This is a genomic window from Wukongibacter baidiensis (assembly GCF_050888315.1).
GTDB lineage: Bacteria > Bacillota > Clostridia > Peptostreptococcales > Caminicellaceae > Wukongibacter > Wukongibacter baidiensis.
The window spans coordinates 4816479-4834860 of record NZ_CP138202.1 but is presented as its reverse complement, the minus strand read 5'-3'; the positions used below and the strand labels follow the sequence as shown (position 1 = coordinate 4834860).

Genomic DNA, 18382 nt, shown 5'->3' with positions numbered 1-18382 from the left:
TCTTTTTATTCTTTTATGTATAGAGAGTTCCAAGTAAATCTTAATTTATACATATCAAAATATCCAATGTTTCTAGGGATTTTTGATGTGTGTAAATTAAAGTTTTGACTGGAATCTCTCTATATCTTTTTCCTAGTCTTGTAGATGTTAAAGAGAAGTATGTTTTGTGATATAATTTATTCATAAATCGGGGGAGAATTTATATGAAAGATTTTTTTAAGAATTGGAGTTTCAAGAAACATTTTTGTTCATGCTTAGGGGTTTTTATATCTTTTCTACTTCTTTTAAAATTACTTAAGTTTATTTTTGTTGCTTCCCTTCTATCATCCTTTGAAGATTCGTCTGCCAGTATAGGCATAATAGGTGGAGCTGATGGTCCCACAGCTATCTATCTCGCGTCACGAGTACCATCACTAGGCATTACAATTTTCTGTATTCTTTTTATAATTACACTATTACTATACTTTCCTTTGAAAAAATATTTAAGTAAATGATACTAGTATTATAAAAATACAATCAAGAACCTCACTTATAGGCCCATTTTCTTTAGTAGAAATGGGCTTTAATAATTTTGGCAAAAAATAAACAATAACTATAGTAATTCTTTAAACTTTACAAATACTATATAGAGATTGTAGTAAATCTCATTAATTTATTTTGTTTACTTTCCCCAAGGAGGACTTGATAAATATGAAATTTTCCATAACACTATTTTTGATATCTTGGTTAGTCTTTATTATTTTTGCTGATAAAAAAAAGTTTTTTACTTTTTCTCCTACATGCTATTTGGCTATAATCTTAGGCTTTGTAACAGATTTACTAATTCATTATTACCCTTTGTGGTCGTACCCCGGAAGTACAGACTTTCAAAAGTGTATGAGACTATATCTAGATGAATTTGGGGTTTACTTTGTCGTTACATATCTATTTCTTCAAACACTACCGAAAAGAAAAACATTTATTACTATAGGAGTACATATTTTTTTATGGACTATCCCATCCATTTTAATTGAAATGATAGCATTATGGCTAGAATCAATGAAGCATGATCTATGGTGGTCATTATATTATTCTTACTTTGCTGATTGGGTTTTATTTTTTATCTTCTATCTTCATCATAGACTAAGAGTTAAGCATACTTAATTTAAGATAAAATATAATATTGACACAAAAAGTCTTTAATAGTATCATATAAGTAAATAAAAAATCATGATTCTATTTACTTTTTTTAAAAAAATTGATATTTTGTATTATGATACTATAGAGGGGATATTTTACCACAGGTATCAGTCATTCACACTAAGCAATTAAAAATTTCAAACTTAGGGGGTGGTAGCCATGGGTTATATAGTTTCTATATATATAATAAAACATGAAACCTATTCCCTATGGAAAGGAGGATAATATAAATGACAATTATCTCTCTCCAAAATCTGATTATTGGAATTTTGCTTAGCGTCATTACAATGTATGTGGTAAAATACGTAGACATAGCTGCAATTAATATACTTAGAAATAGAAGGTTAACTAAAGCATTGATATCACTTGACATTCTGATATTGGTTACTACAACATTGCTTGTAATTGACTGGATCATATGCAAAGTTCAAATTCTTAATAGCATGTTAAATTTGCACTAGGAAAATAAACAAGCTATTCATCACACTTCTCCCCTCTTCTTTTTATATCTGAGGAATTTTTAAATTCAATAAAGTTTATACATTTCATGTTTTTACGGACTATCCCATCCACTTTAACTGAAATAATAGAGTTATTGTCAGAATCAATGAATCACAATTTATGGTGGTCAATATATTATTCTTACTTTGCAGATTTGGTTCTATTTTCTTATCTTCTATTTTCATCATAGACTAAGAATTGATCATACTTATTTAAGATAAAATATTCTAACTTAGAGTCGACAGGTTTCAAGAAAAGTAAATCCTAATATTGTAGGATTTAAAACCACAAAAAAAATTAAAAACCCTGAAAAAATCAAGGTTTTTTGTTTGGCACGCCCTGAGGGACTCGAACCCCCGACGCCTAGATTCGAAGTCAATTCGAACACACGTTCGTATTCTTCCGTTACCTTTTCCTTCTAGTGATACCTTTAGTTGATTTTTTATGCCTTAATTTTTAGCAAAAAAATAGCAACCTATTGGTTGTTATTTTTTAGTAAATTTTTCTATTGCTTTGATTAATTCTTTAATTTCTTTTGGTTCATATCCCTTTTCCTTTAGTTCTTGGCTTATTTGGATATATTCTTTTAAGTCGTCATTTGTTGATTCTAATTCAATCTTTTCACCTGTTAGTAACCAATTTATAGATATTTTAAATTGCTGATATATTGATATTAGTGTCTCGCTTGATGGTTTTGTTTTGTCCTTTTCTAATTCGCTAAGCCTGCCTTGAGATAGATTTATTAGTTTTGCAAATTCCTTTTGTGTTAGATTATTAGTTTTTCTTAAGTGTTTTATTCTTTCTCCTATGCTTTTCATATAGACATCCTTTCAAAACAATTATTCTAAAACGAATATTTCTTCTTGACATTATTCGTTTTAGGATATAAAATGTACTTAAGATATTTGATAACGAATATTTTAGTAACATTATATCATTTTTGAAATCTAATCCCAAGCACCAGCCAGTCGGAGAGACTAGACAGTAAAGCCTGTATCAAAATGGTTAAGGAGATTAGTCCCGGTTAAGAGTATGACTATTGGAACGAGTTCCGGGGAAGTAAAAATCGTTGCAATAGTGCAGTGCTGAAAGTCCTCCGGAAAACTGCCGGAAGTCTGCCGGTATTTACCAAACAAATGTTCTATAATTGATATAAAGATACATTGCACATTGATAATCGAATATACGGGGAGATAAAAATTTAATGGTATATAAGGAGCGTAGGGTTCGCCCTACTCTCCCCTAATATAAAGTATGGAGGTTGATATATGAAAAAAGTGCTTAAGTTTGTATTAACTCCTTTTGTTAAATTAGATAATTTTCTTGAAAGTTTTAGGGATAGATATACAGGTTTATATGTTTTAATCTCAATGATTATTAAATCTATGTTTGTATGTGTAATGGCAAGTGGTTTTTTAGAATTGCATCTTCAAAAGGAGATATTGGGAAGTATCAATATTGCCGAAAGCGAATTGGTTCTAGTTTCGTTGGGTTTTGGATTGTGGTCTACTTCAATATTTTGTGCCTTTAGTGATTTAACTGGTTACTTATCTGAACTAGATGGATTTAACGAATATAAGCGTAATAAGTCAAGAAAATTGTAAAATGGAGGTTATTGAAAATGGCTTCATATCTAACAAGTGAAGCGGAATTAGTAAATTATATCAATCATAGGTTTGATATACCTAGATATAAAATAGAGTCTTGTAAGTATATGGCTTGTGCCAAGATGCTCACGCATGAACTTACAGGCTCAAAGGTTCTAGTGTATGTTGACCTTTTGAATAATAAAATTAATGAAAAACTATTATTTTAAAGGAGGAATTTGGTGTTAAAGTTAACTGGTAAATACAAAGGGATTCAACCTAAAAAGAAGGGAAATGGCTATTTAGTAGGTGTTGAAGGTGAAGGTTTCAATACAGATATTGTTCATGTAAAGGAAGAACATCTTGATGATTTCAAAGAGATAAAGAAGGGTCAAGACATTGAACTTCCTGTATACGCCTTTAGTTTCCAAAATAGCGACAGAGTTCAGTATTCCTACAATAAAAGCATTTAGCCTGTAAAGGCTAATTCTTGGCGGTGGTAGTCTAGTGGTCAAGGACGCTAGGGTTGTAGCCTAGAGGTCGAGGGTTCGAATCCCTCCCCCGCACCCAATTTAAGATAGGGGTGATAGTACAAAGAAGTTGAAAAGATTTAGTATTGTTTTATTGATAGTAATTATGTTGTTGCCGACTAATTTGGTCTATGCAGATGCAGGACAGTATAAGCCCTTACCTAGTAACTATGCAAATTATAATTATTATGCTTTATGTGATTTGTATGGTGATGGTACCGTTGTAAGATTAGTTGTTGATGATGATCCTTTGGAATTTGAAAAAGGAGAGTATTTATTAGATTCTGTTGAAAATTCTTCTAATGATAGGGTTTATCGTTGGGAAAATGGTGCATGGAATGATATTGGAGGGTATAGTAGTGTAGGAGGAAGTGCTCCTACTTTTACCGTATTAGAATCTAATACAGATATTCCTTACACTGATGGAAGTGGTTATTTATATACTTCTTCTTCGACGTATCAATACAATGTAGGAGATACGGTTTTATTTGACAATCCCGGTGATGAAATCACTATAAAGGCAAGTATTGACCATGCTGTCGAAATGAATATTCGTCAGTATGTAGATGGTAATGTTATGACTTCATGGCTTACACAGATAGCAGACCAGACCTATATAGTCCCTAATGGTTATCTAGAGTTTGAATTTTTATCAACTAGTGATGATGCTCCTATAGAGATTGAAACATCGACCTCGCCTATACAGGTTGAAAATCCAACGGTGACAACTAAGATGATGGTAAACGGCGAGAGTAGCTATAACAAGCTGACTATTGAAAATCAACGTTCTGACAATGTACAGGTCAATATACATGCTGAGGATAGTGGATTGTTAGAAAAGCCATTTACCCACATTATATATTATGAGAAGGTTTCACAGCTTGACCAAACCTTTTGGAATCCTACTGGTCAAACCTATTTAGGCAATACTACTGGAAGCATGACTGTATATATTAAGCCAAATGAGAAGATTGTCATATGGAATGTTCATAGGACTACAAGGGTTGAATATCTAGACAAGTTTAATATTGTTGTAAAGGAAGAATCCGAGGAGTATGACGCAAATGCAAATAACGGACTTCCTTATTATGATTCTGGGGATTTTACTTATAATCCCGACTATGATTCATCGGGAACTATTGAGCCTCCACCAGTAACAGAGAGTACATTATTCGATAGTGTATATTGGATTTACAATACTATTGTAAGCCTTATTACAATGCTTGCTGATGGTATTGAAATGCTTTGGAATGGTGTCGGTCAAATGAAGTATGTAATGGATGATTTGTTCAGTTTTCTACCTGCTGAGATGCGAAACGTGCTTTATATAGGTGCTTTGGTTGGAGTTATCAAAGGCATATTCGGGCGGTGATAGAATGCTAAAAGATGTATTGGTATCATTATGGGATATTGTTGATATGGTTATGTCCTTAGAAATACCACTCTTTGAGTATAAGATAACATTCTGGAATATTTTCTATTTTTCCGTTACTTTTTACTTTTTATTAGTGTTTTTCTTTGGTCTATCTGGCACCAAAAGGGGTGAGTAATTTGGAAGAAAGTATTAATTATACTGACGAATTAGAAGACATATATGATTCTATAGAGATTCAAAATGGTTATATAGCTGAGATTAAAGCACTTGAAGAAAGCAAACTAGAATATCTACAGATGCAAAACTCTTTAATGCTTTTTATAATATTTATACTGCTGTTTATAGCCTTTAAGGAGAAGGTGACAAGATGGATACGATAATGGAGTTTATTAGGGATTCAGTTCCCGAAGGATTTGAAAATTTTGATTATATGATAAGGTGTTTTGTATTCATCCTAATATTATCAAGTGTTCTCGATATTATTAAGGGTATTACATATAAGCTATCGAAAGGAGGGATGTAGTACAACTGTAATTGATACTAGTTTATTCGCCGAAATCATAGAAATGATAAAGTCAATTTTAGGGTTATTCTCAATTTACCCACTTAATGTATTGGTTTTAGGTATGATCGTTGGCGTAGCGTTTAAGGTATTGAGGGGAGCAAAAGGAGCGGCGAAATAGGTTCGCCGCCCTTGCTCCTTTTTTACTAACTTAATTTAAGGAGGTTTAAATTGATAAATTATTTGTTCTACATATTAACATCGGTAATGATAAAGGTTCCAAAGTTCATTTATGTAAAGACAATTGACATATATAACTACTACAGATATAAGGAATGGGAAAACTTTGAAGGATTTGGTTTACATATCTATGTTGGACTATTCGGTCGTGGTAAGACTATATCAATGGTGGAACACGCTTATAGGCTTGCTAAGAAGTTTCCACAATTAACAGTATATACAAATATAAAGCTTCAAAATTTCCCCGAGCACACTACAATAATTCCGCTTGAAAATTATCAGCAGATTATTGATGCGCCCGGGGATTCTTTATTTGTAATAGATGAGATATCCTCAATATTTCAGTCAAGGAGTTGGTCAAAGTTCCCACCTGCCCTTATGGGTCAATTGCTACAAGTAAGGAAGCGTAAAAAGATGGTTCTAGGTACTGCCCAAAGATTCCACCATGTAGATAAGCTTATAAGGGATATAACCTTTAATGTTATTCAGTGTAGTTGTATAGCTAGAAGATGGGTGTTCCAGAGATACTATGAAGCCTATGACGTGGAAGTGGAGAACGAGATGCGCCCTGCTCCTATAAAGTGGAGATACAACTTTATACAGACCGATTTTATAAGGAATCTCTATGATACTGCTGAACTAATTGACGATATGAAAAAACAAGAGTTTATATCTAATGAGGAAGCTATCAACAGACAGGGTGGTGGTTCGACTGTCATTTCTGTAGGTGAGGTTAAGAAAAAGAAGAAAATGTTTGGTAAATAAATTTTAACCACCTTTCACCGTAGTTAACTTTTTAAGTTCGGCGTTCGGGCGTAATCGCGAGGCTGGAAGTTTAGGTTAAGAGTTCGGGCGTAATCTCACTCTTTTGCCTAACTAAAAAGGAGGTTTTGAAAAATGTATGAATTGAATGAGTTAACAGTAATTGAGCTAGCTCTATATCGTTTGAAAGAATCAGAAGATAAGCAGGATTCGGAAAGCCAAGATGAAATAAATAAGGTTTTAGATAAGGTAATCAAAGATTATATGGAAACCTACGATAGATTGCATAATTAATGGAGGTGCAAAATGTACTTTTGTGTGAAGTGTAAACAGACCTATGAAGAATCTGAAATGGCTATGTATAAACCATCTTTAAAGAAAGGGTTTTGTAGTAGCTGTGATGATATGACTAGTATAGATGGAATTAAGTTACAAGTTGAAAACAAATTAATGACTAGGAAAGAAGCTAATTTAGCAATAAAGACTTTGAGTAAATAAAGCTTAGCTAAGAAGAGTACCACCGCCAAAGGCGGTGGGAAAGGCTTTACTTGAGTAATGTCGCACTTAATGCGACTGTCATTTAAAAGCCAAAGACCCTTAAAAATACCCGAGAAGGAGGTTTTAGAATGTTAAATCAAATGTCATATAATTTAGAGATTAAGATTGCTGGAAAACACGTTACCCTTAAAAGATTATCTAAGGACAAGTACTTTAATTATCAAGTAAAAAATGCTCCCTCCCCTGCTTCTAAGGGGCAAAGCGAACATACTAGGGAAAACTTCCTTAAGAGTATTTTAAGGGCTAGAAAAAGAGTTTTTGACATCATAGCGTGCAATGTGAATACTATTCCCGATTTGCATGGAGAGATTCAGCGACCTAAATTTTGGACTCTTACTTTTGCTGAAAATGTAACCGATATGGAGACAGCTAACGAAGAATTTACAAAGTTCAATAAGCGTTTATCGTGGTATCTCTATGGAGTTAGAAAGAACGTATTAAAATATATCTGCATTCCCGAGTTTCAGAAGCGTGGAGCAATTCATTTTCATATACTTTACTTCAATTTACCATACATTAAGCAGGATAAATTCCAAAAGATATGGGGAAAAGGCTTCACTTTTGTTAAAGGTGTGTCTAAAAAAGAAGATATTATGGACTTTGCTAGTTATGTTGCTAAGTACATAAACAAGGAAAACTCTAAAGGTGAGGATAATTATTCTATTTACTTGGATAAAGATATGCTTAATAAAAAGCGATATTTCTGTTCTAGGGGTTTGAATAAACCCGAGATTTACAAACTTGATATAGATAATGAGTTGTATAAGTCTATTTTAGCAATGCTTAAGGATTTTCATTCCTTTAATGGCTCTTATGCTCATGAGTTTATAGGTAGTGTGGATATTGATGCCTATGAGATCGAAGATATTAGAGTAAAGGAAAGTATTGTAAGCGTTGTAAATACTGTATTTAGTATTATGAAAGGTGCTTATGATAGGCAAGTTAAAATTAAATTTAAAGACGTCTGTAAATACCTATTACCGGACACCTTTTATGCTATAGAAAAAGTTAGGAATAAGCTGTGGAAAAAATTCCAGTTTATTGAAGTACCTGTTGATGAAATTGAATTAGGAAAGTTGGGGTGGTTGTAATTATAACACTTGAAAAAGCTATAGATGGCTTTATGATTGACCAAAAACTTAAAGGCAATACAGATAATACTATACATACGTATAAGCTTATCCTAGGCTATTTTAGTACTTATTTAGGCAGTGAAACCTTGGTTAATAATATCGCCCCTATGGACATAAAGAAATATCAATTGTTTTTGGCTGATAAAGATAAACAATTTAATTTTGAAACTAACTTAAAAGCTAAGTTATCTAAAACGACTATCCAGTCTTATGTGCGTCATATACGTTCTTTTATGAATTGGCTCTTTAATGAAGGATATATAGAAAATAATATAGGTAGTAAGATAAAGCTTCCTAAGGCTCCTAAGAAAACCGTTGAAATCCTTAGTGATGAAGAGATTAAGAAATTATATAAGTCTATTAATGAACGTACTGAGTTCGGTCTGCGAAACAAGTGTATTGTTAGTTTAATGCTTGATTCTGGATTAAGGCGTAACGAAGCAATTACAATAGATGTACAGAATATCCACTTTACTCAAAATGTTATTAAAGTCTTTGGTAAGGGGGAAAAGGAGCGTATTGTACCTATGGGCTTATATACTAAAAAGCTTTTGTACAAATATCTCAATGGTTATAGACCTATGCCGGAATATCCCACGGATAGGGTCTTTATTAGTCAAGAAAAAAACCCTGTATCTATAGACGTTATTAAAATGCTGTTTTATAGACTTAAAAGGAAAACTGGAATAAAAAGATTAAGCCCTCACCTGCTCCGACATACCTTTGCTACTCGCTACCTTATTAATGGTGGTGATGCCTTTTCTCTTCAACTTATTTTAGGTCATACTTCCTTAGAAATGACTAGAAGATATTCTCATATTGCTTCTAGCTATACTGTGAAAAATTTTAAAAGCTTATCCACATTAGACAGATTAAGAGGTCAGAATGTTAGACTTTAGAATTAAAATAGGGAAGCTTATCATGCTTCCCAAATTGTTATTTTCCTATTTTCAATTTTATAACAAAACCGTTTTTCATCTATTTGTTTATTTAAGTGATATTGGAGAACCCTTTGATCATTAATTTTTTCAATCTCATGTTCGATATCTTGAGGTAAATCTGTAGAATAATGCAGTGAAAGCTCAGATAATTTAATGTACTCATCTTTTAATTTACTCTGTAATTTCTTATCGTCGTCTTCTATATCTTCATACTTTATCATACGATATCCCTCCTTTTAAAAAATAACTATATACTTTTTATATGCAAAACCCGTTACCTTTAGACCAATGAAAATTCTAATCTATAGCTAAATCAAAAAAAATAAAAACCTTGAAAATACAAGGTTTTTTGTTTGGCACGCCCTGAGGGACTCGAACCCCCGACGCCTAGATTCGAAGTCTAGCACTCTATCCAACTGAGCTAAGGGCGCATGGTATTTAACTTAACATAAAATATATTAACATATTTATCAATAATTATCAATGGTTGTTATATACAGTTTAATGTCCCTAATATAGATTATAAAAAATGGCGAACTGAAAGGTGCCCAGCTAGGCACCTTTACTGACTTTGAATAATAGATTTATAAAATCTAATCTTCTTCTAAACTATAAAACGATTCCTCCAGTCACCTCTAAAACAGCACCTGTAACAAAGCTTGCTTCATCGGATGCTAGGTATGTATAAGCATTAGCAATATCCTCTGGAGAACCTAATCTCTTTATAGGAGCCTTATCTGCCATCATATTAAGTACTTTTTCAGGCATTTTTTCTGTCATTGGAGTAAGGATAAAACCTGGAGCTACTGCATTAACACGTATTCCCTTCTTACCTAATTCCTTGGCCCAAGTCTTTGTCATTCCTATAACGCCCCACTTTGTAGCAGCATAGTTAGTTTGACCATAATTTCCATAGAGCCCTACAACGGAGGTTGCATTTAGTATTACTCCACTGCCTTGCTTAACCATAACTGTTGCAGCGGCTTGGCCACAATTGTATACACCCTTGAGGTTTACATTTATAACTCTATCCCATTCTGCTTCAGTCATTTTTAGCAAAGTGTTGTCTGCAGTAATACCCGCATTGTTTACTATGATATCTACTTTTCCCAAGGCTATAACTGTCTTTTCAATCATTGCATCCACTTGTTCCCTCTTTGTTACATCGACAACGGTACCTATAGCCTCTCCACCTTCTGCCTTTATTTTCTCTACAACTTTATTTATATCGTCCTCATTAATATCAACAACGATTACCTTTGCGCCCTCCTTAGAAAACTTCAAAGCAGTAGCTTCTCCAATACCTCTTCCTGCTCCTGTAACAATTGCTACTTTATCCTTTAATCTCAATTTATACCCTCCTATATATGCTTTTTCGGTTACAACACAACTAAACTATTATATTTTAATAAATACCCGTTATTAAATAGATTACTGAAATTGTAAAAGAAGCTATTAGTGGCAATACTATAGTATTCACAGCAATATCCTTATAGCTTTCCTTATGGGTAAGCTGAGTAACTGCTAATAGAGTAATTATAGCTCCACAGTGTGGTAATGAATCTAATCCACCTGCTGCAACGATCATGATTCTGTGAAGTGCTTCAGGAGCTATTCCCATTGCCAAAAACTCCTTAGATAATACTTCCAATGCTATTGCTGTACCACCAGAAGCAGATCCAACTATACCCGCAAGTAGTGTTGTTGAAATTGCCACTTTGAATACCGATGGAATTGCCATAGCTACTATACCCATCTTTACAGTCGTAAATGCTGCTAATGATTTGATTACACCACCGTAACCAACTTCCGATGCAGTATTGAATATTGGTAAAAGTGCCCCAACCGCTCCTTCAAAAACTGTCTTATTCGTTTGAGGAATGAATTTTCTCATAGTAAATATTATGAAAACTACTGCTACTGCAAGACCTATAATTACAGGCCAAGTTCCATTTACACCAGATCCCACAGCCTTATATCTCTCTATAACTGAAGGCATTTTAAAGTACCAGTTTGTGAGTAAGAAGTTTACAATAAATACGATTATTATCGGTGTGATTGCAAGAGCAAATCTAGGAATATTGTCATCTAACTCATGAAGGCTCTCATTAGGATGATCTCCATAACCTTCTCCTCCTGCCATCAATTTATCGGCTCTGCGATTCAGATAATAGACTCCACCGAAGAACATGATTGCTGCTGCTATAATACCTAGAATCGGTGCTGCATAGATATCAGTTCCAAAGTAAACTGTTGGCATAGTATTAATATACTGTGGCGAACCTGGAAGTGCGGTCATAGTAAAGGTAAATGCACCAAGGGCAATAGCTGCCGGTAATAATCTTTTTGGAACATTTGCTCTTCTTAGTAACGTAGCTCCAATTGGGTACATTGCAAATACAACAACAAATAGTGAAACACCACCATATGTTAACAAAGATGTTGCAACAACTACAGCTGTAATGGCTCTTTTCTCACCAAATTTGTCAGCTACAAGATTGGCAATTGCCGTCGCAGCTCCTGTTACACCCATAAGCTTACCGAATATTGCTCCTGCCAAGAATACAGGAAAATACTTACCTATATAACTTACAGCTGCTGGCATAAATACGTTTGATAATGCATGAAGCGGTGGGAATTCTCCGGAAACCAATACTGCTGCCATGGCTAATAGTGGAGCTAGCACAAGAACCGTTACGCCTCTATAAGCAAAATACATAAGTGCACCTAAGGTCAAAATAATAGCAATAACTCCTAACATCAAAATTCCTCCTTTAAAGTATTGTTATAACTTGATAATGATAGCAAAAGTTACATAATTTTTATATCATCTCCCTTCTATATAGAGTTCTAAGTAAATCTTAATTTATATATATCAAAATATCCGATGCTTTTAGGGATTTTTGATGTGTATAAATTATAGTTTTGACTGGAATCTCTATAGTGTTAGATTCATAGGTTCATCCTTAAATATCCTTGAATCCATCGTTTTTAAATCATCGGCAATAATTGGTTTGAACTCCATGAGGTCAAGTATATCCTTATTTAGGTCTACACCTGGTGCTATTTCTATTAGCTCTAAACCTTCTTTAGTAAGCTTAAAAACTGCTCTCTCGGTTATATACAGTACTTTTTGTCCCTTTTCCGCAGCATACTCGCCACTGAATGTTATCTGCTCCACGTCCTTTATGAACTTCTTGATCTTCCCTTCATTTTTTATAACAAGCTGACCGTCTACTATATCAATTTTTAAACCACCGGCTGTAAATGTTCCACAGTATACAACGGCCTTGGCATTCTGAGTGATATTTATAAATCCTCCACATCCGGCTATCTTAGGTCCAAATTTGCTAACGTTTATATTTCCGTATTTATCGCACTGAGCTAATCCTAAAAATGCAACATCAAGTCCTCCACCGTCATAAAAATCAAACTGATAACCTTGATCTATTATTGCTTCTGGATTAGTTGCTGCACCAAAGCTTAATCCCCCTGCCGGTACTCCTCCTATTGGACCAGATTCTATAGTTAAATCCATTTCATCACCGATTCCCTCTTCGTTGGCAACTATAGCTATCCCTTCTGGCATTCCAATGCCTAGGTTTGTTATGGCATTTGGTACTAACTCCATGGCACCTCTTCTGGCTATTATCTTTCTTGTATCAAGACTAAGTTTGTCAAATGAACCAACTGGTACCTTTATAGCTCCCGTATAAGCTGGGTTATATTGCTCCTTAAAGGTTTGCATATGATTTTGAGGCTCTGCCACAACAATTGCATCAACATATATTCCCGGTATCTTTACTAGTCTAGGATCTAAACTCCCTCTTTGGACAACATTTTCAACTTGCAATATTACGATACCACCTGAGTTCTTTACTGCTTGAGCCATAGATGTTATCTCAAGGGTAACTGCCTCTTTATCCATGGTGGCATTACCGATTTCATCGGCGTAGGTAGCCCTTATTAAAGCTACATCTATGGGAAAAGACTTGTAGAATAAATGTTCCTTTCCATCTAATTCTATTAACTCAACTATATCTTTCTTTGTGACATCGTTTAATTTTCCACCCTCGATCCTAGGATCTACAAAGGTCTTCAATCCCACATGGGTAATTGTACCAGGCTTTCCCGCCGCAATATCTCTAAATAAATGTGCTATTACCCCCTGTGGTAAGTTATATGCTTGTATTTTATTTGCCAATGCTAATTTTTGCACCTTCGGTGCTAATCCCCAATGACCGCCAATAACCTTTGCTACTAGTCCTTCATGACCTAGATGATTTAAACCTCTATCCTTACCATCGCCTTGACCAGCCGCATAAACAAGTCCAAGATTTCTTGGCTTACCTTCCTCCAGGAAACGCTTTTCCAATGCTATTGTTAATTCTTCTGGATGACAGTTCCCAACAAATCCTCCGGTAGCAACCATATCACCATCTTTAATCATAGAAACAGCTTCGGCAGCTGACATTACTTTGGAATTCACATTAATTCCTCCCATCATCAAATGAATTATACTTACTATATATCAGTAATAAGCAAATTGTATGCCAGTCTAAATTTTTAGCTGCAAATTGCTCTATCCTGTAAATAAGAGGACTTGAGCAAAAACTAAAAAACTCTAGAAAAATGATTTTCCCATTTTTCTAGAGCTTTATGTTCGAGTTACCGTACAATATATTTCAATATCGACAAGAGTTGTTCGAATTTTCGAACTATATTTCGCTATTATTTTGCACTTGTTCTGATTTTCGAACATTTTTACAACAACTTGTCCATATTTATATATTTTCAAGGCCATATTTTGCTAATTTTTCATAAAATGTTGTTCGACCGATTCCTAATAGACTTGCTGCTTTAGTTTTGTTCCCATTTGTTATTCTTATACTTTCAATGATTGCATCTTTTTCGGCCCTTGCTAAAATATCCTTTAGACTCTTTATCGTTCTGATATATTGCTTACCAACAATTCTTTGGGGTAAATGCTCTACATCTATAATATCAGTCATATCTACCAGATTTATAGCCCTTTCTATAATATTTTGCAGCTCTCTGATATTCCCAGGCCATGTATATTTTATTAAGTGATTCATGGCTTTATCTGATATCTTATTAATATTCTTATGATATTTGTTGTCAAGATCATATAAAAAGTACTCAGTTAGTACAGGGATGTCTTCTGGTCTTTCAGTCAGTGATGGCACTAAAATTGTAAAAACATTAAGTCTATAGTAAAGGTCTTGTCTATATTCACCCTTCAATACCATCTCTTCAAGATTTCTGTTAGTAGCAGCAATTATTCTAACATTTATTCTTTTGTTTCCCGTTGCCCCTACCCTCTCAATCTCTCTTTCCTGAATAACCCTTAATAGTTTTGACTGCATAGACAATGGCATATCCCCTATTTCATCAAGAAATATAGTTCCTCCATCGGCCAACTCAAACTTTCCTATTTTACCATCCTTTTTAGCACCAGTAAAGGCGCCCTCTTCATATCCAAATAGTTCAGACTCTAGTAACTCAGAGGGGATCGCAGCACAATTAACCTTTATGAATGGACCAAAGCTTCTCCCGCTCTCATTGTGAATTGCATGGGCTATAAGCTCCTTACCAGTGCCACTTTCACCTAGAATGAGTACATTTGAATCGGTATGGGAGGCCTTTTCTGCTAAGTCTTTAGTCTCAGAAATCCTTTTACTAATGCCAATAATATCTCCAAAGGTATATTTTGCTCTATTTATCTTTTTAAGCTCTCCCTTATATTCTTCAATCTCCTGCTCCATAAGATTGATTTTTTTATAAAGATCGTTCAAATCATCTACATTTCTAAAAAGAACCTTTCCAACGGCTCCTACCACTTCTCCATTCTTTATTGTAGGTATCCTTGAGGCTATCATATAGTCACCTTTAATCTTCTGTATATCCGCAATTTCAGCGACTCCAGTCTGTGCTACAATATGCATCCTAGTATTCTCAACTACCTCAGTTACATGCTTACCAATTACAGACTGCCCCTCAACTCCAAGGAACTTTGCATAGGTTTTGCTTATCATAGTAATATATCCATCTTTGTTGACAACCAAAATACCATCGTAGACAGTTTCTAGAATCGTATTTAATACCTGTGAAACATTTTTCTGCTCCTCAAGTTCCTTTAAAAGGTTGTCATTTTCAGTCACATCAAAGAATAGAGCTATTGCCCCCATAATTTCACCATTTTCAATTATTGGCGCCCTATTAGTTATAACTTTCTTTTCATTTATATATATAAGTGAATTAATATCAGTTCTTCCAGTTTCAATTATATTAGGCAGCTGCGAAGTACGTAAAACGTCATTAACTTTTTTTCCTAGAGCCTCATAAGCTTTTATTCCTATAATTTCCTCTGCTGCATTATTGAATAGGATGACATTAAGGTCCTTATCAATAGCTACTATTGCATGATTTGTGGATTCGATAATAGAATTCATGCTCAGAAGCAGGAAGTCTACCTGCTCAGAAAGACACTTAGATTTACTTAATAAGCCACACAATCTATTCCCCTCATCTACAACAAAGAGCTCCTCGTAACTTTTATCATAGATTATATTTGCCGCCTCTTCTTTTCCTAAACAAATATCTTTGCAATTTTCCAGTGTAATATCGGATACCTTCATTGAAAAATCTCTATAATTATTGACGGCATCTAGAAGGTTGTTTTTAGGCAATACCCCAATTGGCTTACCAAATCTATTTACAATTGGGACATTATTAACCTTATGCTTAATCATATACTCAACTGCTTTTTCAATTGTACAATTCTCATCAAGTCCGTGTATATTAGTATCCATCAAATCCTTAGCCTTAATCATTCTAAAGTGTAGCATACTTTCACCTCTTTATAGGAAAAATACAAAATCAATTGAATGTTATGAGTTAAGCCCAAATTATTCATAAATAATTTGGGTTAAGTAATACTAACATATTCATCATGAATTATCAATAGTTTCAGATAGTCAAACTTATAGCTGTTATCCAAAAGCAAAATGCAGCAACATGTGGTTGCCCTTAATCATCTAATTATTTTTAGGCAAAAAAATAAAGGATAGAGATTTTATTCTCCATCCTTTTCTTTTATTTATTATACTAATTCATTTATAAGGTTACATGCAACAAAGTGGCCATTTCCGATGTCCTTAAGTACTGGCTCAGCAGTTGGGCAATTATCTGCATGTGGGCATCTCTTAGCAAATCTACATCCTGGTTGTGGATTTATTGGAGATGTGATTTCACCCTTAAGAATGATTCTTTCTTTTTTATTAGTTAAGCTTGGTACTGGTATAGCTGAAAGTAGTGCCTTAGTATATGGATGAACTGGGTTTTTGAATAGCTCCTTTGCAGGTGCCTTTTCAACCAACTGACCAAGGTACATAACCGCTATATCATCAGAGAAGTGCTTAACTACTGATAAGTCATGGGTTATGAACATATAAGTAAGGCCTAACTCTTGTTGTAAATCCTGCATTAGGTTTAGTACCTGTGCCTGAATAGAAACGTCAAGGGCAGATACTGGCTCATCACATACGATGAACTTTGGATTTAATGAAAGAGTTCTAGCTATACCTATCCTTTGTCTTCTACCACCATCAAGTTCATGAGGGTAAGCATTTACAAGTCTGTCAGCAAGTCCAACAGTATCCATAAGCTCTGATACTCTTTTATCAAGTTCTTTTTTATTCTTAGTAATGCCATGTATTATTAATGGTTCTCCGATTATTTCACTAACTGTCATCCTTGGGTTTAGTGATGCAAAAGGATCCTGGAAGATTATTTGCATTTCTCTACGGAGTTCTCTTAGTTGTTTTTTATCAAACATTCTAATATTTTTACCTTCAAAGATAATGTCTCCATCAGTCGCCTCTAAAAGTCTTAGAACAACTCTACCAGTAGTTGACTTTCCGCAACCAGACTCACCAACTACTCCAAGAGTCTTACCTCTATCTATGGAAAAGTTAAGTCCATCTACTGCGTGAAGCATCCCTTTTGGAGTTTTAAAGTATTTTTTCAGATTTTTTACCTCTAATATTTTATCACCCATTATCTTTTCACCTCCGCATCTACAAGACCTTCATATATTAAACATTTAACCTTATGTCCAGCTTCGATTTCAGTTCCCTTTGGTATTTGCGTAGAACATACATCAGTTGCGTAAGGGCATCTTGGATGGAACTTACATCCTGATGGAAGATTAGTTGGATCTGGCATTAAACCTTTTATAGGATTTAATCTATCTGTTTCTTCCTCAAGATTTGGAATCGAACCAAATAATCCTAGTGTATAAGGATGTCTTGGATTCTCAAATAATTGCTCTAGTGATGCAGCTTCAATTATTTCACCTGCATACATTATAGCTACCTTATCACAAACCTCAGAAACAACGCCTAGGTCATGGGTAATTAGAATCATTGCTGTATGAAATTCTTCTTTAAGATTGTTCATTAAATCTAGAACCTGAGCTTGTATTGTAACGTCTAGTGCTGTTGTTGGCTCATCAGCAATAAGAAGCTGTGGATTACATGCAAGTGAAATAGCAATTACAACTCTTTGCTTCATCCCACCAGAAAATTGATGTGGATAATCGTTTACCCTTGCCGCCGGAATACCAACAAGTTCAAGCATTTCTTCAGCTTTTTTCATAGCATCTTGCTTGTTTAAATCTTGGTGAATCTCTATAACCTCTGAGATTTGCTCACCCACTGTCATAACAGGGTTTAAAGATGTCATAGGATCCTGGAAGATCATTGAGATTTTATTTCCCCTGATCATTCTCATTTCCTCTTCAGATACCTTTAATAAATCTTTACCTTCGAATTCAATCTTACCGCTCATTATTTTTCCTGGAGGATTTGGAACCAATTTCATGATTCCAAGCGCAGTAGTTGTTTTACCCGCACCTGTTTCTCCAACTAGGCCTAAAGTCTCACCTTTATCAAGCTTTAGCTCAATACCATTAACTGCCTTTACCGTACCGTCTTCCGTTACATAATCAATAGCTAAATTTTCTATATTTAAAAGCTCTTTTTTGCTCATTAT

General features: G+C 34.3%; 22 protein-coding genes and 2 tRNA genes. 15 read left to right on the top strand and 9 right to left on the bottom strand.

The features are described 5' to 3' along the window. Positions 1-203 precede the first annotated feature (203 nt). The 3 genes from R9X47_RS21845 (at position 204) to R9X47_RS21835 (ending at position 1640) form a co-directional block, all read left to right on the top strand. On the top strand, positions 204-494 hold the full coding sequence (locus R9X47_RS21845) for a sodium ion-translocating decarboxylase subunit beta (protein WP_432663196.1): 291 nt from the start codon (positions 204-206) through the stop codon (positions 492-494). Positions 495-690: 196 nt separating this feature from the next. Beyond that, positions 691-1143, top strand: a complete 453-nt coding sequence (locus R9X47_RS21840; RefSeq protein WP_432663195.1) for a CBO0543 family protein — start codon at positions 691-693, stop codon at positions 1141-1143. Positions 1144-1409: 266 nt separating this feature from the next. Then, on the top strand, positions 1410-1640 hold the full coding sequence (locus tag R9X47_RS21835) for a hypothetical protein (protein ID WP_432663194.1): 231 nt from the start codon (positions 1410-1412) through the stop codon (positions 1638-1640). 525 nt (positions 1641-2165) lie between these two features. Here R9X47_RS21835 and R9X47_RS21830 read toward each other — a convergent pair. Beyond that, entirely contained in the window at positions 2166-2498 is a 333-nt protein-coding gene (locus tag R9X47_RS21830) for a helix-turn-helix domain-containing protein (RefSeq protein ID WP_432663193.1), read from the bottom strand. Positions 2499-2948: 450 nt separating this feature from the next. On the opposite strand from R9X47_RS21830, the gene R9X47_RS21825 reads away from it, so the two are divergent. From R9X47_RS21825 to R9X47_RS21770, 12 genes are all read left to right on the top strand, one after another. Continuing rightward, positions 2949-3284 carry a hypothetical protein gene (locus R9X47_RS21825; protein WP_432663192.1) on the top strand — a complete coding sequence of 112 codons (336 nt, stop codon included), beginning with the start codon at positions 2949-2951 and terminating at the stop codon, positions 3282-3284. A gap of 17 nt (positions 3285-3301) precedes the next feature. Next, positions 3302-3496 carry a hypothetical protein gene (locus tag R9X47_RS21820; RefSeq protein ID WP_432663191.1) on the top strand — a complete coding sequence of 65 codons (195 nt, stop codon included), beginning with the start codon at positions 3302-3304 and terminating at the stop codon, positions 3494-3496. A 12-nt stretch (positions 3497-3508) separates the two neighbouring features. Next, the gene (locus R9X47_RS21815) at positions 3509-3739 is read left to right on the top strand and encodes a hypothetical protein (RefSeq protein WP_432663190.1); all 231 of its coding nucleotides are present in this window, start codon (positions 3509-3511) and stop codon (positions 3737-3739) included. A gap of 20 nt (positions 3740-3759) precedes the next feature. Beyond that, positions 3760-3832: transfer RNA gene (locus R9X47_RS21810), tRNA-Thr, on the top strand. A gap of 34 nt (positions 3833-3866) precedes the next feature. Then, on the top strand, positions 3867-5168 hold the full coding sequence (locus R9X47_RS21805; RefSeq protein WP_432663189.1) for a hypothetical protein: 1302 nt from the start codon (positions 3867-3869) through the stop codon (positions 5166-5168). A 4-nt stretch (positions 5169-5172) separates the two neighbouring features. Next, the gene (locus R9X47_RS21800; protein WP_432663188.1) at positions 5173-5346 is read left to right on the top strand and encodes a hypothetical protein; all 174 of its coding nucleotides are present in this window, start codon (positions 5173-5175) and stop codon (positions 5344-5346) included. A 1-nt stretch (position 5347) separates the two neighbouring features. Further along, positions 5348-5551 (top strand): hypothetical protein, encoded by a 204-nt coding sequence (locus R9X47_RS21795; protein ID WP_432663187.1) that lies wholly within the window; start codon positions 5348-5350, stop codon positions 5549-5551. Positions 5552-5904: 353 nt separating this feature from the next. Beyond that, a complete protein-coding gene (locus R9X47_RS21790; protein ID WP_432663186.1) occupies positions 5905-6678 on the top strand; it encodes a zonular occludens toxin domain-containing protein in 774 nt (257 codons plus the stop codon). A 132-nt stretch (positions 6679-6810) separates the two neighbouring features. Continuing rightward, entirely contained in the window at positions 6811-6969 is a 159-nt protein-coding gene (locus R9X47_RS21785; protein WP_432663185.1) for a hypothetical protein, read from the top strand. A 12-nt stretch (positions 6970-6981) separates the two neighbouring features. Further along, the gene (locus R9X47_RS21780; RefSeq protein WP_432663184.1) at positions 6982-7173 is read left to right on the top strand and encodes a hypothetical protein; all 192 of its coding nucleotides are present in this window, start codon (positions 6982-6984) and stop codon (positions 7171-7173) included. A 128-nt stretch (positions 7174-7301) separates the two neighbouring features. After that, the gene (locus R9X47_RS21775) at positions 7302-8324 is read left to right on the top strand and encodes a rolling circle replication-associated protein (protein WP_432663183.1); all 1023 of its coding nucleotides are present in this window, start codon (positions 7302-7304) and stop codon (positions 8322-8324) included. Then, positions 8315-9265: a tyrosine-type recombinase/integrase gene (locus R9X47_RS21770; protein ID WP_432663182.1), complete on the top strand. Its 951-nt coding sequence runs from the start codon at positions 8315-8317 to the stop codon at positions 9263-9265. Before R9X47_RS21775 ends, R9X47_RS21770 begins: the two co-directional genes overlap by 10 nt. 20 nt (positions 9266-9285) lie before the next feature. Here the strand turns inward: R9X47_RS21770 and R9X47_RS21765 are convergent, their stop codons facing one another. From R9X47_RS21765 to R9X47_RS21730, 8 genes are all read right to left on the bottom strand, one after another. After that, a complete protein-coding gene (locus R9X47_RS21765) occupies positions 9286-9528 on the bottom strand; it encodes a hypothetical protein (protein ID WP_432663181.1) in 243 nt (80 codons plus the stop codon). A 133-nt stretch (positions 9529-9661) separates the two neighbouring features. Next, positions 9662-9738 (bottom strand) — tRNA-Arg (locus tag R9X47_RS21760). 178 nt (positions 9739-9916) lie between these two features. Then, positions 9917-10657 (bottom strand): 3-oxoacyl-[acyl-carrier-protein] reductase, encoded by a 741-nt coding sequence (fabG, locus tag R9X47_RS21755; RefSeq protein WP_432663180.1) that lies wholly within the window; start codon positions 10655-10657, stop codon positions 9917-9919. 55 nt (positions 10658-10712) lie between these two features. Then, positions 10713-12068: a GntP family permease gene (locus R9X47_RS21750; RefSeq protein ID WP_432663179.1), complete on the bottom strand. Its 1356-nt coding sequence runs from the start codon at positions 12066-12068 to the stop codon at positions 10713-10715. 177 nt (positions 12069-12245) lie between these two features. After that, a complete protein-coding gene (locus R9X47_RS21745) occupies positions 12246-13811 on the bottom strand; it encodes an acyl CoA:acetate/3-ketoacid CoA transferase (protein WP_432667681.1) in 1566 nt (521 codons plus the stop codon). Positions 13812-14091: 280 nt separating this feature from the next. Further along, positions 14092-16176, bottom strand: coding sequence for a sigma 54-interacting transcriptional regulator (locus R9X47_RS21740; RefSeq protein ID WP_432663178.1), 2085 nt, complete (start codon positions 16174-16176; stop codon positions 14092-14094). A gap of 254 nt (positions 16177-16430) precedes the next feature. Further along, a complete protein-coding gene (locus R9X47_RS21735; RefSeq protein ID WP_432663177.1) occupies positions 16431-17387 on the bottom strand; it encodes an ABC transporter ATP-binding protein in 957 nt (318 codons plus the stop codon). Further along, positions 17387-18379, bottom strand: a complete 993-nt coding sequence (locus R9X47_RS21730) for an ABC transporter ATP-binding protein (protein WP_432663176.1) — start codon at positions 18377-18379, stop codon at positions 17387-17389. The genes R9X47_RS21735 and R9X47_RS21730 overlap by 1 nt, the downstream gene beginning before the upstream one ends. Positions 18380-18382 lie beyond the last annotated feature (3 nt).

Coding starts and splice junctions, on each gene's coding strand:
- R9X47_RS21830 (WP_432663193.1), bottom strand. CDS start 2,498: ATGAAAAGCATAGGAGAAAGAATAAAACACTTAAGAAAAACTAATAAT.
- R9X47_RS21800 (WP_432663188.1), top strand. CDS start 5,173: ATGCTAAAAGATGTATTGGTATCATTATGGGATATTGTTGATATGGTT.
- R9X47_RS21745 (WP_432667681.1), bottom strand. CDS start 13,811: ATGGGAGGAATTAATGTGAATTCCAAAGTAATGTCAGCTGCCGAAGCT.
- R9X47_RS21785 (WP_432663185.1), top strand. CDS start 6,811: ATGTATGAATTGAATGAGTTAACAGTAATTGAGCTAGCTCTATATCGT.
- R9X47_RS21780 (WP_432663184.1), top strand. CDS start 6,982: ATGTACTTTTGTGTGAAGTGTAAACAGACCTATGAAGAATCTGAAATG.
- R9X47_RS21820 (WP_432663191.1), top strand. CDS start 3,302: ATGGCTTCATATCTAACAAGTGAAGCGGAATTAGTAAATTATATCAAT.
- R9X47_RS21775 (WP_432663183.1), top strand. CDS start 7,302: ATGTTAAATCAAATGTCATATAATTTAGAGATTAAGATTGCTGGAAAA.
- R9X47_RS21840 (WP_432663195.1), top strand. CDS start 691: ATGAAATTTTCCATAACACTATTTTTGATATCTTGGTTAGTCTTTATT.
- R9X47_RS21735 (WP_432663177.1), bottom strand. CDS start 17,387: ATGGGTGATAAAATATTAGAGGTAAAAAATCTGAAAAAATACTTTAAA.
- R9X47_RS21740 (WP_432663178.1), bottom strand. CDS start 16,176: ATGCTACACTTTAGAATGATTAAGGCTAAGGATTTGATGGATACTAAT.
- R9X47_RS21750 (WP_432663179.1), bottom strand. CDS start 12,068: ATGTTAGGAGTTATTGCTATTATTTTGACCTTAGGTGCACTTATGTAT.
- R9X47_RS21845 (WP_432663196.1), top strand. CDS start 204: ATGAAAGATTTTTTTAAGAATTGGAGTTTCAAGAAACATTTTTGTTCA.
- R9X47_RS21835 (WP_432663194.1), top strand. CDS start 1,410: ATGACAATTATCTCTCTCCAAAATCTGATTATTGGAATTTTGCTTAGC.
- R9X47_RS21730 (WP_432663176.1), bottom strand. CDS start 18,379: ATGAGCAAAAAAGAGCTTTTAAATATAGAAAATTTAGCTATTGATTAT.
- R9X47_RS21765 (WP_432663181.1), bottom strand. CDS start 9,528: ATGATAAAGTATGAAGATATAGAAGACGACGATAAGAAATTACAGAGT.
- R9X47_RS21825 (WP_432663192.1), top strand. CDS start 2,949: ATGAAAAAAGTGCTTAAGTTTGTATTAACTCCTTTTGTTAAATTAGAT.